At 50.9% G+C, this 14,100-nt stretch carries 11 protein-coding genes; 7 read left to right on the top strand and 4 right to left on the bottom strand.

Features of this window, described 5'->3' with window-relative positions; genetic code table 11:
* Positions 1-5: 5 nt before the first annotated feature.
* The 4 genes from ACYU87_RS08265 to ACYU87_RS08250 form a co-directional block, all read right to left on the bottom strand.
* Entirely contained in the window at positions 6-3,644 is a 3,639-nt protein-coding gene (locus ACYU87_RS08265; RefSeq protein ID WP_461133554.1) for a SusC/RagA family TonB-linked outer membrane protein, read from the bottom strand.
* A gap of 192 nt (positions 3,645-3,836) precedes the next feature.
* Positions 3,837-4,934 carry a FecR family protein gene (locus ACYU87_RS08260; RefSeq protein WP_461133553.1) on the bottom strand — a complete coding sequence of 366 codons (1,098 nt, stop codon included), beginning with the start codon at positions 4,932-4,934 and terminating at the stop codon, positions 3,837-3,839.
* A gap of 125 nt (positions 4,935-5,059) precedes the next feature.
* Complete coding sequence (locus ACYU87_RS08255) at positions 5,060-5,620, bottom strand: RNA polymerase sigma factor (protein WP_461133552.1); 561 nt, start codon at positions 5,618-5,620, stop codon at positions 5,060-5,062.
* 241 nt (positions 5,621-5,861) lie between these two features.
* Positions 5,862-6,614, bottom strand: coding sequence for an SDR family NAD(P)-dependent oxidoreductase (locus ACYU87_RS08250; protein WP_461133551.1), 753 nt, complete (start codon positions 6,612-6,614; stop codon positions 5,862-5,864).
* Positions 6,615-6,929: 315 nt separating this feature from the next.
* Here ACYU87_RS08250 and ACYU87_RS08245 point away from each other — a divergent pair, with 315 nt between their 5' ends.
* From ACYU87_RS08245 to ACYU87_RS08215, 7 genes are all read left to right on the top strand, one after another.
* Positions 6,930-7,919, top strand: a complete 990-nt coding sequence (locus ACYU87_RS08245; RefSeq protein WP_461133550.1) for a glycosyltransferase family 2 protein — start codon at positions 6,930-6,932, stop codon at positions 7,917-7,919.
* 144 nt (positions 7,920-8,063) lie between these two features.
* Positions 8,064-9,230, top strand: a complete 1,167-nt coding sequence (locus ACYU87_RS08240) for a 3-dehydroquinate synthase (RefSeq protein WP_461133549.1) — start codon at positions 8,064-8,066, stop codon at positions 9,228-9,230.
* Positions 9,227-10,471 carry a metabolite traffic protein EboE gene (eboE, locus tag ACYU87_RS08235; RefSeq protein ID WP_461133548.1) on the top strand — a complete coding sequence of 415 codons (1,245 nt, stop codon included), beginning with the start codon at positions 9,227-9,229 and terminating at the stop codon, positions 10,469-10,471. The genes ACYU87_RS08240 and eboE overlap by 4 nt, the downstream gene beginning before the upstream one ends.
* 10 nt (positions 10,472-10,481) lie before the next feature.
* On the top strand, positions 10,482-11,870 hold the full coding sequence (locus ACYU87_RS08230) for an alkaline phosphatase family protein (protein WP_461133547.1): 1,389 nt from the start codon (positions 10,482-10,484) through the stop codon (positions 11,868-11,870).
* A 39-nt stretch (positions 11,871-11,909) separates the two neighbouring features.
* The gene (locus ACYU87_RS08225) at positions 11,910-12,464 is read left to right on the top strand and encodes a hypothetical protein (protein WP_461133546.1); all 555 of its coding nucleotides are present in this window, start codon (positions 11,910-11,912) and stop codon (positions 12,462-12,464) included.
* A 112-nt stretch (positions 12,465-12,576) separates the two neighbouring features.
* Positions 12,577-13,092: a hypothetical protein gene (locus ACYU87_RS08220; RefSeq protein WP_461133545.1), complete on the top strand. Its 516-nt coding sequence runs from the start codon at positions 12,577-12,579 to the stop codon at positions 13,090-13,092.
* A 554-nt stretch (positions 13,093-13,646) separates the two neighbouring features.
* Entirely contained in the window at positions 13,647-14,009 is a 363-nt protein-coding gene (locus ACYU87_RS08215) for a hypothetical protein (protein WP_461133544.1), read from the top strand.
* The last annotated feature ends 91 nt before the right edge of the window (positions 14,010-14,100 follow it).

Here is a 14,100-nt window from a genome sequence, read left to right as displayed (position 1 = left end):
ACAGGTTAAAACGTCACATTCAGCCCGAACAGGAACTGGCGCTGGTTCGGATAAACGCCTTCGTCGATACCGAACGAGGTGCTGTTCGAGAACGACTGATTCAAACTACCGCCCGAACTGTTGTTGGTATTGGCGGTGGTGCCGATCTCAGGGTCTAGACCTGAATACTTGGTGATCGTGAACAGGTTAGCCGACTGAACATAGACCCTCATCCGTTCAATACCCAGTTTTTTCAGCGTATTGGCGGGTAGTGTGTACCCAAGCTGCGCGTTTTTGGCCCGGAGGTACGACCCGTTTTCTACGAAATACGAGTTGGGTACGTTGGCCGAGCTGAATGAACCAACGGTTTCCTGAATTGGCGCTTTGGCATTGTGGTTATCGGGTGTCCAGGAATCATACAAAGCGGTCTGGCTTTTGGCCCCCTGGAAGTTAGCGTTGAAATCGGTCCACCAGCGTACGTTGTTCCAGATGTCGTTACCCTGCGTACCGTAGAAGAAAATGCTGAAATCGAATTTCTTGTAGGTAGCGCCCAGGTTAAACCCGTAGCTGAACTTCGGGTTTGGGTTACCCAGAAAGGTGCGGTCGGCTTCGGTAATCTGACCATCGCCGTTGGTATCGGCATACCGGAACCGACCGACGGCTACATCGCTCTGGTACACGGCTGCGGTGTTGCCCGTTGTCTGTTGCGCTTGGGCATTGGCTGCGTTGATCTCCTCCTGTGAATTCCAGAAACCGGCCGTTTTGTAGCCGAAGAACTGACCAATTGAATGACCGACGGCGTTGCGAACAACGTAGCTTCCGTTAAACCGACGACCTTCCTGATCGAAATAGTCGACACCATCCGCCAGCGAAACAATCTTGTTGTTGTAGGTGGTAAACGTCAGGGTTCCGGTCAGCTTCAGATCACTTGTTACATTAATGGCGCTCGATGCAGCAATGTCGAGACCGTGGTTACGCATTTTGGCCACGTTAACGGCAGGCGCAGTTCCCAAACCGGCGGTTCCGGCCAGTTCGAGCGTGTAGAGCAGATCGCGGACCTGTTTGTTGTAGTAATCGACAGTCAGGTCCAGTTTGCCTTTCCACAGACTGGCATCGAAGCCGATATTGGCGTTGATGTTCTTTTCCCAGCGAGCGTCGGGATTACCGATGCGGGTACGCTGGAAGCCCAGCGAGTTGGCCGAGTTTGAACCGGTAATGGCGTAGTAAGACGAGGTCCGGTCGCCACCATACGTTGTGTAGGCATTGGCCGGATCAACGTTCAACTGGTTACCCATGATTCCGTAGCCCCCGCGAATTTTCAAATCATTCAGCCAGGTCAGTCCGCTCATAAAACTTTCCTGCGAAATCCGCCAGCCGGCACTCACCGCCGGGAACCAGCCATACTGGTAGTTCAGGAAACGGGATGAACCATCGCGCCGAATCGTTGCGCCAAACAGGTACTTGTCTTTCAGCGAGTAGTCGACCCGGCCAATCAGCGAGAAGAGCGCATCGGCGTAGCGATTGCTGTAGTTCGTTGGCGTTCCCGATCCCGTTGAGAGGTTGGTAAAATTAGGATCAAACGAGAAGTAGCCCTGCGTTGTACCCCCCACATTGCGGCCCTGGTTCTGATACGCTTCCGTACCGACCAGTACTTTCAGGTCGTGCGTATTGTTGAAATTATGCTGGTACTGGATGGTGTTGGTCCAGGTCCAGTTCGCCCCGTTGAAGGTATTTTCTGTGTACGAGTTGGTCGTGGTGTTCTCCTGGTTCTCATACGTTGGGTACGTGAACGAATGGAAGTTACCCGTGTAGATTTCGCCCCCGAAACTGGTGCGGGCCGTGAAGTCTTTCAGAAAGTCGATTTCTGCGTACATGTTACCGAACAGGCGGTTGTTTTGCCCCCGGTTATTGGCCGTCCGCTGCTGAACCGCAACGGGGTTATTGGCATTCCCCAATCCCTGACCGTAGCCACCGGCGTAGTTTCCGGCAATGTCATACACCGGAATAATGGTCTGCTCCCGGAATGCCATCCCGATGGCGCTGCCTTCCTGCAACGCATTAACGCGCGGGTTATCCGATACGGAAAAGGCAATGTTCTCGCCTACCCGAATATTCTCCCGGATGTTGTACTGGCTATTCGACCGGATCGTGTAGCGCTTCAGGTACGTATTGATGAGTGTACCCTGCTGGTTGAAATAGTTGAACGAGAATAGGTAATTGCCTTGTGGGCTACCACCACTAACGGCCAGGTTATGGCTCGTGATGGGTGCTGTTTTGAAAATCTCGTGAAACCAGTCCGTTCCCGTTTTGTTGGCGCGAGTAATTCGGTTGAATGCGTTGTACTGCGCGGCATCGTTGTACGTCGGGTTAACATTGTACCGCGATGGATCGACGGAAGGGTCGCCTTCTTTCGCACCCTGGGGGGCAATGTAATCCGGTAAAACGGGCGTGGTACCACTACCGTACAACGGATCGTTGATAGCCACATTCGGGTTGGCATTGCGGAGGGCATTGAACTTCAACTGAGCCGTTTCCTGCGGATTAAGCAGGTTCCATACGTTGCCGCTCTTAGGAATCTGAACCCCGTAATAGGCATCGTACTGCACTTTTACTTTACCCGTTCCGCGACGAGTGGTGATGATGATCACGCCATTGGCCGCCCGCGAACCGTAGATCGACGCTGAACCGGCATCTTTCAATACCTGCATGGAGGCAACGTCGTTGGGGTTGATGTCGTTGATGTTCTGCGTAGGTACACCATCAACCACGTACAGCGGCTGGTTATTGCCGAATGTATTCAGCCCGCGGATACGAATCTGGGGAGCCTCGCCCGGCTGACCCGACCCCAGTACAGTAACGCCCGATGCCCGGCCCTGCAACTGGTTGGTGATCTGAGCGGTTGGCTGCTGCTGTAATTCTGCCACGTTAACCACCGAAACGGCACCCGTCAGGTCTTTTTTGCGCTGCGTACCATACCCAACCACAACCACCTCGTTCAGTGATTTTACGTCGGAGGCCAGTTGAATATCGGGGAGGGTTGTTCGGTTATTAATGGCGACTTCCTGCGTTGTGTAACTGATCGATGAGATGACCAGCGTTCCGTTACCGTCGGGTACGTTCAGGGTAAAGCGGCCATCGGCGTCGGTTGCCGTGCCGACGTTGGCAGTTCCTTTGACCAGAATCGTTGCGCCCGGTAACCCTGTCCCTTTTTCATCGAGAACCCGACCCGTGACGGTTATTGGCGGAACGGATTTTTCGGCGTTTGGGTCAGCGGCTGGGCGGGCGCTTGTGGACGATGCATCGGCTGCCCGTTTCAGAATAATCGTTTTGCCGCCCACTTCATAGTTGATGGCTGCGGGTCCTAACACAACGTTGAGTACATCAGAAAGCTTTTCGTTGGTAAACGAGAACGAGCTGATTCGCTGCTGGGTAAAAATGCGTGGGTTATACATAAACTTCACGTCGGCTTCTTTCCCAATGCGGCTGATGGCCTGCTCGATGGTCAGATTAGACAGCTGAAGGCTCACCCGGCGATTAAGTAATTCCTGACCATACGTGTCGTTCGCTCTTGCTATGGTCGCAAAGGCGGTCACCACAAAAAACAGGTAAAAACTGACTCGCATAATTTTGAGCAGCTTTTGCTGCATTTGTATTCTATTTGTCATACTTTTGAATTGGTTGTCGGTTTACATCGGCAATAAAAATCCCTATACCCCACCAGGGCATGCTTTTTTCGCAGAGAGCAATTGGGAGACTAAATTCTGGAGTCAGTGATGTTGGCGCATCGCTGACTCTTTTTTTTGTATTCTAGCGTGAGTGTTTTTCGGGCATAGGCTGGTTTAGTAAGTTGAGTAATTTCAGAGGCACCCTTTACTGGTAATGATTATTTTTCCATCCATTTGTTCGTACTGTGCATCCAGCGTCTGGCAGATCATCGTTAGCTTTTCGAACAGGGGTTCGTCATCCAAGGAGGCCGTCAGGTAACAGTTTTTCATGACCTCAGCATCGAAGACAATTTCAACGCCATACGCTTTTTCGAGGGCGGCAAAAACCCGCGCAATGGGGGTTCCGCTAAACTCGAACATGGCCTGCTGAATGGGCATGTCCAGCAGCGTCGGTGAATCGACCAGCGACCGGAACAACTGACTCTCATCCCGATTAAAATGTACGCGCTGGTTGGGCGTTAGCACCAGCCCGATTAACTGACGGGACTCCTGTTTTTCCACGCGTTCGTGATCCGTGCGGGTGAAGACAGATACGCGCCCGGTTTTCACCGTAACGTCAACGATTTTTTTGTCGTACGCCCGCACGGTAAAGCTTGTGCCCAGTACTTTCGTAATCAGGTTGTCGGCGTACACAAAAAAGGGTTTATCGGGATTTTTGGCTACTTCGAAGAACGCTTCCCCGACCAGATACACCTCCCGTTTTTTATAGCTGGAAAAGGCACTCGGGTAACTGATACGGCTGTTAGGCTGCAACAAGACCGAACTCCCATCGGCCAGCAGCACCAGTTTCGTTTTTGCCCCCGTGTTAATCACTTCCTTCATGGGCAGGGTGGACGTTGTCACCAGCTTCTGGTACACGGTGGTTGGTTTATCCTGCCCGCTGTACCAGCCAAACCAGGTAAACAAAATCACAGCTACCGAGGCAGCCGTCACCCAGGCCAGCCGCCCGTATGATATAGAAGGTACCGAGTCATGCAGGGCTGGTTCGGTATCCTGCATGATTTGTTGAATGTTTCGGTAAACTAAGTCGGGTGTTGGGTCAAGGGTATCTTCCTGAATAGCCTGTAGTGTTTCACGGGCCTGGATCATCAGCATGGCCTTCTGCGGAAACATAACCGGAAAGCGCTCCCACCACTCTACAACTGAGGCCGGGGCTTGCTCAAACACCCATAATCGAAATGATTCGTCTTCCAGAAAATCACGTAGCTCGAAATGATCAAATGATTTCATAGAAAATGTCTACTTTTTGGCTAGTCTACTTATATAATTAGCCAGTCAGCGCATCATACCCTCTAATTCTGCTATTTTTTTTAAGTAAAGTGATTTTTAATTTAGGGAAGACAGAAAGGAAGGGATCACCAGTGTTCCCGCAGAAAATTCAGGGCTTTGTGGAGGTGGTTGGAAACGGACTGCCGGCTGATGGCCATTACATCGGCAATGTGTTCAATATCGAGTTCCTGAAAGTAGCGAAGGTGGAGCGCTTCCTGCTGACGCTGGGGGAGGAGGTCGAACAGGGTCTTTATTTTTCGGGCTGAGAGCTGCTCAGCCTCAATGGCCATAAAAAAATCTTCGAAGGGTTGCTCGGGTGTAACGTCCAGTGCTTCGTCTTCATCGACCCAGCCCCGGCGCTGGGTCCGTTGTAGTTCGAGCAATATTTTGTGGCGCAGTGATTTGAGCAGGTATTTTTTAATATTATCCGTACCGCCGATGTGCGAACGCCGTTCCCACAGGTACACGAACATGTCGTGCAGACAATCCTGAATCAGATCAGTGTCTTTGCAGTAGCGCGTTCCAAACCGGAACAGCGCGGCATAATGTGCCGAAATAATTTGCTCGAAGGCCTGGCGGTCACCCTTTTTAAAGCGATCCCAAAGCACTTCATCGTTCGGCAAATTAGTTGAGAATAAACGCTTCATTTTCTGACCTGAACCACTACCTTTCCCATATAGTAAACCGCATTCTCGTTCCGGTTAATTCCACGGAAAAGTGGAAATCCATCAAGAAATAATAAAACGTAATTGCTCGGTTATTATTCGTTTGTCTGGCCGAGTTACCCGCTTCGGAGAGGGAGCCAGGCAATGCTTATAGCAGGCTTTAACATAGTGCAAGGCTGGTAACTAGAACCGCCATCATACCATGCCAAAGCCTGACTACGGCCTATTGGCGGTGTATTGTAGTAGCGGCTGCCTGGGCGGCTGCCAGAATGGTCATGTCGGCAATGGTGACATTGGCCGGAGCCGTCACGGCATAGACGATCGAATCCGCAATGTCGTCGGCGGTTAAGGGTGCATAGCCCTCGTACACTTTGGCCGCCCGTTCCTGATCGCCTTTAAATCGAACAACCGAAAATTCTGTCTCGACGGCACCGGGTGCAATGTTGGTTACTTTAATGCCGTGCTGGGTCAGGTCCAGTCGCATACCAGTGCTCAGGGCCTCGATCGCTGCTTTGCTGGCGCAGTAGACCGCCCCATTGGCGTACGTTTGTTTTCCGGCAATCGAACTCAGGTTGACAATGTGCCCCCGCTGGCGCTCGACCATGCCGGGAACAACGGCTTTCGATACATACAATAATCCCTGTACGTTGCCATCAATCATCTGATCCCAGTCGGCGGGGTCACCGTCCTGAATCGGCGACATCCCATGGGCGTTACCGGCATTGTTCACCAAAATATCAATAGCCTTCCAGTCATCGGGCAAGGTGCTTATTGCGTCATCCACTTCGGTCCGGTTGCGTACATCGAACGTAAGGGTCGTTACCGTCGTCTGTGTACCAAGCTGACTGGCTATTTCGTCTAACCGGTCCTGCCGACGACCACAAAGAATTAACTGATAATCGAGATCAGCAAAGGCTTTAGCGGTAGCGTGGCCAATGCCGGATGTTGCACCGGTGATGAGGGCAATACGAGACATATGAAAGGTATGTAATAAAAGATCATACAAAGATAAACGGGGGGCAACAGGTTTATGGCCCATAGCCTATAATTCCGCTGCCGAAAGCCGATTATAAACAGCCTGTACACGATAAGTTGCTCATTTTTTGAAATTTATCTAAAATATTTTCCCGTAGTATAGCCGATCAGCGATTTTGGTCAGGTTTTTGCGCCGAGCTGGGCAAAGGTTGATTTAGTGGCGGTTAACGTTTGGTCTAACCCGTGGTAAGTATAGGACCGTTTAGCTGACTCAATCCTTTCTCTTTCTATCTAACAGAAATCAATACGCGTTGCTATGCTACCTGACTTTTCGGTTGTCATCCCCACCTATCAGCAACCTGCTTTACTTCTTAAATGCCTGGATGCGCTGGGCAGACAACGATTACCGCACGACCGGTTCGAGATCATTGTGGTCGATGAACGAAACTCGTCCGAAACGGAAACGGCCGTTCTGCTCTTTGCTAAACAAATAGCCCGCGATGGAGCCCCCATCGACGTGCGTTACCTGGGTCAGCCGGAACAACGCGGACTGGCGGCTGCCCGCAATCGGGGCTGGCGGGCCGCTCGCGGACGAGTAATCGCATTTACGGATGCCGATTGCTTGCCGGAACCCGCCTGGCTTTCGGCGGCTTTACCCTGCTTTCAGCGCGGAGCGCAGGTGCTAAGCGGCCAGCTACGGGTACACTTACCCAACCAGCCAACTCCCCTCGACCGTACGGCGACGTTTCTGAAACGGGCGGAGTTTATGGCTTCCAACTGCTTTTGCCGGAAATCGACGCTGGAACGTGTTGGCGGCTTTGAAGAAGCTTTCGATACCGACTGGCGCGAAGACAGTGATCTGCAATTCAAGTTTATTCAGCTTGGCATTCCGATCCGAAAGTGCCCCGACGCCATTGTCGTTTACCCAATTCGGCCATGTCCCTGGTATGAGTTGTTGCAGGATGAGCGCAACAACTGCTATGATGCACTCCTGTATAAACGCCATCCTGATTTGTTCAGGGAGCGCATCCCAACCTACCGTCGGCAGATCATTAGCTACTATGCTTCCGTGATCAGCCTGGCGTTTGGCCTGATAGGTTTACTCATCGGGCAGGCAAACGTAGCGATTATGGGGCTATGCATATGGGTCATTTTATCGACCGATCAGGTATTGCATCACTTACCGAATAAACCTTTAACCTGGCTCATTTTTAAGCACGTTACGCTTACGGTTATGGCAACCCCCTTTCTGTCGGTTTACTGGCGGCTTTACGGAGCCGTGAAATACAGAGTATTATATTTATAGGTGACATCCGTACGTGATGAGTACGTAAAAAATACACGTTGACACCTATTTTCCTGTGTGGAAACAACGCAATAAGGAACCATTAACGATTTGATTGTATTTTTGATGGATAGGGCCGGTATTACTCAACTGGCTCCATCTTTCATGGATCACTTGCATCAAACTTTTAGCGTTCGGTTTTCGTACAGTATCCTTTTTACCGAACGTCTTTTCGATCGTACCAATCCAGTACTCGCCGATTTTTTCAGCCAGCAAGTTACTACAGATGCCCGGAAGAAGCTTTTGTTCGTCATTGATTCCGGGGTGGCCGATGCGCAACCGGATGTACAGAATGACATCCGAACGTATTTTAAAGAACACGCCGATCTGGTCGATCTGGTAGCCGAGTTTCTGATTATTCCGGGGGGAGAAATTGCCAAAAATGATCCCGACTTTGTCGAACAGATTGTCGATGCGGTAGACCGGCATGGTATCGATCGCCATTCGTACGTGGCTGCTATTGGGGGTGGGTCGGTGCTCGATCTGGTCGGCTATGCGGCTGCTATCTCACACCGGGGCATTCGCCACATTCGGATTCCAACAACGGTACTGTCGCAGAACGACTCGGGGGTAGGGGTTAAAAATGGCGTCAACTACCGGGGAAAGAAAAATTTCCTCGGCACATTCGTTCCGCCCATTGCCGTCTTCAACGACAGCCAGTTTCTAACCACACTTGATGACCGCGATTGGCGGGCGGGCATCTCTGAAGCCATTAAGGTTGCCCTCATCAAGGATAAGACTTTCTTCGACTGGATTGACGCGCACGCCGAGGAACTGGCCGCTCGTGATATGACGGCCATGCAGTACCTCGTTCATCGGTGCGCCGAGATGCACCTGCAACACATTGCGGGTGGTGATCCGTTTGAAATGGGCTCCTCCCGACCGCTCGATTTTGGGCACTGGAGCGCGCATAAGTTAGAACAACTGACCAATTTTGAGATTCGGCATGGCGAAGCGGTTGCCATTGGTATTGCGCTCGATAGCCTGTACTCACAGCAACTCGGCTGGCTTACCGAAACCGATACAAACCGTGTGCTGACGACACTCCGTACCCTTGGCTTTGCGCTCTACCAACCCATGCTCGATGCCGATAACAGCGCCGGGGTACTGAAAGGACTCTCCGAATTTCGCGAACATTTGGGTGGACAACTGACCATCATGCTGCTGAAAGGCCTCGGACAAGGTGTAGAAGTACACGAAATGGACGCCGACGGTATTCGCCGGGCCATCGCAACATTGAAGAAACAGCAACAGCAGGAACAACTCGTATGAACGTGAACGCTATTGGCCATGTGGGCTATTGCACCAATATTCATCCCGGCGAAACCTGGACGGATCATTTTGCGGTGTTGCAGCGGGTTATCCCCGACGTAAAAAAACGCTTATCGCCCGACCAGGCGTTTGGCTTAGGCCTTCGCCTGTCGAACATGGCAAGTGAAGAACTGGAAATTCCCGAAAACCTGGTTGCTTTTCAGCACTGGCTGGCCCAGAACGACTGCTATGTCTTTACGATGAATGGCTTTCCGTTCGGGGGGTTTCATGATACGGTTGTGAAAGATCAGGTGCATGCGCCCGACTGGACAACCGAGGCCCGGGTTGAGTACAGCAACCGGCTGTTTCGCATTCTGTCGGTGCTGCTGCCCGTCGATGAGTTGGGAAACCCCATTCAGGGTGGTGTCTCTACGTCGCCCCTGTCGTATCGGCACTGGTTTGAATGGGAGCAACCGGCCGCCCGCGACTATATCTTTTCGCAGACAACCCAGAACGTACTGGAGGTGGTGGCTGAACTGATTCGGCTGAGAAAACAAACCGACCGGCTCATGCACCTCGATTTGGAACCCGAACCGGATGGCGTTATTGAAACGGCCGACGAGTTTATCAGCTGGTTCACGGATTACCTGCTGCCGATGGGAATTGAACAGTTGAGCGACCAGTTCGGGCTGACTGACGAAGAAGCCGAGGCTGCCATTTGCGAACACGTTCGCCTGTGTTACGATGTGTGCCACTTTGCGGTGGGTTACGAAAGGCCGGTCGAGGTATTGGACAAACTCAAAAAGTATGGCTTACGGGTCGGTAAAATTCAGATCAGCGCAGCGTTAAAGGCTGAGTTTCCTGATGGAGCCGAAGAACGTGAAGCAGTCCGGCAGGCATTTGCCCGGTTCGACGAGCCCACCTACCTGCATCAGGTTGTGGCGAGAACGAAGTCGGGCGAGTTACTGCGTTTCCCCGATTTACCCAACGCGCTGGCTGCTTTTGATGATACCCACGCTGAATGGCGGGCTCATTTTCATGTGCCCATTTTTGTTGACGATTATGGGGTGTTGCGGTCGACGCAGGACGATATTCGGGTTGTTCTCGATCTACTGGCAACCCGGCCCTTTACCAATCAGCTGGAAGTGGAAACCTATACGTGGGACGTATTGCCCTCACCCCTCAAACTGGATCTGGTCGACTCCATCGAACGCGAGATCCAGTGGGTTCTGGCCAGTAAAAATCAGGCATTGTCCATCTAAGGAATAAAAAATGAAAAAGACTGTCGTACTCGACGTTGTGGGCCTGTCGTATTCGCTGATCGGCGAACACACGCCTTTTCTGAAACAATGGTTCGCCGGAAAGCACCAGGCTACCATTGATCCGATGCTTCCCGCCGTTACAACGTCGGTACAGTCTACGTATGTAACCGGTAAATGGCCCAGCGAAACAGGCATTGTTGGCAACGGCTGGTACGATCGGACGGATTCGGAAGTGAAATTCTGGAAGCAGTCCAACAAACTCGTTGCCGGGGAAAAAATCTGGGAACGGGCCAAAAAGCTGGATCCTACGTTTACGGTATCGAAAATGTTCTGGTGGTACAACATGTATTCGTCCGCCGATTATTCGGCAACGCCCCGTCCTCAGTACCCGTCAGATGGTATGAAGTTACCGGATTGCTATACCCAGCCCGGCGATCTGCGCGACCGGCTGACCAAAGAATTAGGCACGTTTCCACTTTTTCAGTTCTGGGGACCGGCTACGACGATCAAAAGTACGCGCTGGATTGCCGATGCATCTATGCTGGTGGATAAATGGCACAACCCGACCCTGACGCTGATTTATCTGCCCCACCTTGATTACTGTCTGCAAAAGTTCGGTCAGGATTTTTCAAAAATTGCCAACGACTTACGGGAGATCGACGACGTTTGCCGGGATCTGATCCAGTACTACGAGAAGCAGAACGCCGAAATCATCGTGCTATCAGAGTATGGCATAACGAACGTAAGTAAGCCCATTCATATCAACCGGATTCTGCGCGAGGCCGGTATGATTCGCTACCGTGAAGAGCGCGGACTGGAGTTGTTCGATGGGGGTGCTTCGCCCGCCTTCGCAACGCCCGATCACCAGATTGCTCATGTGTACATTAACGACCCGTCGGTTTTTGAGAAAGTCCGGTCGTTGCTGGAGAAAACGCCTGGCATTGACCTCGTGCTGGATAAGGAGCAGCAGAAGCAGTATCACATTGATCACGAACGCTCCGGTGACCTCGTTGTTGTAGCCGATGCCGACAGCTGGTTTACGTATTATTACTGGCTTGATGATGCCCGCGCTCCCGACTTTGCCCGACTGGTAGCAATCCACCAGAAACCCGGCTATGATCCCGTCGAGATGTTTATGGACCAGACGAATCCGCTGATTAAACTAAAAGCGGGGTACAAACTGGGCCGTAAACTGCTCGGGTTCCGGTACCTGATGAATGTGATCTCGCTGGATGCCACGCTCGTGAAAGGATCGCACGGCCGAATCGGGACCGCTTCCGAATACCATCCCGTTTTTGTGAGCAGTCAGAATGTAGGCAAAACCCTGACAGCCACCGCTGTATACGATAAAATATGGGATACGCTATCGGCGGGTGTATTTGAAAAACAGACGAGCTAAGGTGTTGGTTATTCGGACGAAAGCATGTAATTTACGTGTATGAAAGCCCTTGTCGTCCTCTTCTTGTTGGTCTCCGCCTGCACATCGACCCGGCCATCGGCCGTAAATGCCCCCGCCGATGGTGCCGAATATTACCAGCCCAACCAGTCGGTATCAGCCGGGATGCCCCGTCTCTATCCTGATCCACAAGGGGGACTCGGCCATGCGCAGGACCCCGACATTCGTGTGACGGATATTCGACTGACGGCCAGCTACACGGTACTGTACATGACATTCGGCAAAAACAAGGACGACCGATACAGCAATTATTACGGCACCAGCAACATTTCCTTCAACCCCAAAGCAGTACTGGCTTCGGCAGATGGTAAACGAACGTACGCGTTAGTAAAAACGGAAGGCATCCCCATGTCGCCGGATAGTCGTGAAATCAAAAACGACGAACGAGTGCCTTTTGTCCTTTACTTCGAACGGCTGGACAAGGGTATCGAATTGTTCGATTTGTTCGAGTGCAAAAGCGACGATCTAAACTCATGCTTCAATGTGGCCGGCATGACCGTCCAGAATCCGCTTCATTCGGAGGTTAAAGAGAATTAGCCGGCTTGGGCGAATTGGCCGTGAGCCGGGCGCTTTTTTCTGCCCGTTTATACACCGAACGGACTGATCAGACGTTAACCAAGTACGGTTATCATTTTGTTTTTGTTTGATCATGCCCTCTTTTTCATCACTTAAGCGTCGTTTACGCACTCCCTTTCTTGTTTCTATCGGTCTGTTTTCCAGTTTGTTCGTCCTCGCCCAAGTCAACCTGACCTATCGTTTATTGACCGGCTATGCACTCAGCACCGACGCCCCCGTTGCTAAAGGGAAGCCCACACTTTTTGTCTTTGAGCAAGCCGATACCTTCAGCCAGGTTTTTCAATTAACGGGCAGCGGATCGTCGCGAAAGCGTGATGCTCCGAACTTCGACAAGGAAATGGGCATTGGTATCGTCCTCCCTTCGACAAAGAAGCCACCTAAACTGTCGGTGAGTAGACTATTCGTTCAGGACTCAACACTAACCGTCCGCTACATACGCGTTGCTGATACTACCTTGACCAACGCGCCTTTACCTGAATCTGTAAATCCAGTCCTGTTGGTCATGATACCCAAGCAGACTGTATTGAAAACCAAACTGGTCGAAAACGGGAAAGTTGTTCAGACCATAACGAAGCGGGGAGACCAGTAGATGGTCGAAATGCGCTCCGACACAGGAATAATTTAGCTATAAGTGTACAGTTCATTTAAATTTTAGTTAGTTTGTAGGTAAAATTAAAAAGAATGAATTGGGCAATTAGCGCGGGAATTTCCTGCGCTAATTCTTTCTAAGCCTTTTTCACTAACAGAATCCTACCTACTTTTCCCCGCTTCCTGGTGTAGAATTTACCAACTGCCCATACATTCCAGCCGCTTTTAGCGCCGAAATCGGACATAAACTACAGGTACAAAAAATAGACTATAGTTGAATTTTATATGCTTATTATTAATAAAAATGACTTTATAGTAACCAAAAAACCTATAAATAACCTCGCTAAACGATACTGATGCGGTGAGAGGAAAGCAATAAGCTGCCTAATGTGTTAAATAGATATTTTCCGAAAGGGAACTGACGTAGAGCAAAAAGCGTACCGTTTAGTCAATCTCTGGAAAATCGTATCTTTGTTTTGTAACTTTGTTACGGACAAGCAAAAGGTGAAGCCTATCTATCTACAGTAGGGTTTATTGAATTACTACCAAGTAAATATGACTACTGATACGTTTAACCAGTTACTGGATGCCTATCGGCAGCAGACTATTGAGAAAAATGTGTCTTCCATTGTTCCAGGCCCTGCAAATGCTACGCTAACCTGGGCACAACTTCTACAACGGCATGTTCAGGAGTGGAAACAACATTACACGCTCGAAAGTCAGGCAATAGAGCAGATCCGGGAAAACTATCAACACATTCGGAGCCAGGCGGGTACGCTGAGCCATGGCGAGCAAATGGCCATACTGGCCGCTGAATCACGGGAGTCACAAGAAGTGTCTATGTTTTTCCAGAAAAAGCGGGATTTGATTTGGGCACGTCATCAGCAGGAATCAAACACAAGTCAATTAATGGGCTGAACGCGCTCGAAAAGCCGACCGCTTTGAAGTCGCCACCCCTTCCTACTATCTTATAAGTGTTGAAAGCCTTGGCCATCGGTCAGGGCTTTTT

The sequence above is a fragment of the Spirosoma lituiforme genome, from assembly GCF_054776635.1.
Note: the sequence above shows the minus strand (reverse complement) of the source record. Positions and strands in the feature narration are given on the sequence as shown.

Coding starts and splice junctions, on each gene's coding strand:
- ACYU87_RS08265 (WP_461133554.1), bottom strand. CDS start 3,644: ATGACAAATAGAATACAAATGCAGCAAAAGCTGCTCAAAATTATGCGA.
- ACYU87_RS08260 (WP_461133553.1), bottom strand. CDS start 4,934: ATGAAATCATTTGATCATTTCGAGCTACGTGATTTTCTGGAAGACGAA.
- ACYU87_RS08255 (WP_461133552.1), bottom strand. CDS start 5,620: ATGAAGCGTTTATTCTCAACTAATTTGCCGAACGATGAAGTGCTTTGG.
- ACYU87_RS08250 (WP_461133551.1), bottom strand. CDS start 6,614: ATGTCTCGTATTGCCCTCATCACCGGTGCAACATCCGGCATTGGCCAC.
- ACYU87_RS08245 (WP_461133550.1), top strand. CDS start 6,930: ATGCTACCTGACTTTTCGGTTGTCATCCCCACCTATCAGCAACCTGCT.
- ACYU87_RS08240 (WP_461133549.1), top strand. CDS start 8,064: ATGGATCACTTGCATCAAACTTTTAGCGTTCGGTTTTCGTACAGTATC.
- eboE (WP_461133548.1), top strand. CDS start 9,227: ATGAACGTGAACGCTATTGGCCATGTGGGCTATTGCACCAATATTCAT.
- ACYU87_RS08230 (WP_461133547.1), top strand. CDS start 10,482: ATGAAAAAGACTGTCGTACTCGACGTTGTGGGCCTGTCGTATTCGCTG.
- ACYU87_RS08225 (WP_461133546.1), top strand. CDS start 11,910: ATGAAAGCCCTTGTCGTCCTCTTCTTGTTGGTCTCCGCCTGCACATCG.
- ACYU87_RS08220 (WP_461133545.1), top strand. CDS start 12,577: ATGCCCTCTTTTTCATCACTTAAGCGTCGTTTACGCACTCCCTTTCTT.
- ACYU87_RS08215 (WP_461133544.1), top strand. CDS start 13,647: ATGACTACTGATACGTTTAACCAGTTACTGGATGCCTATCGGCAGCAG.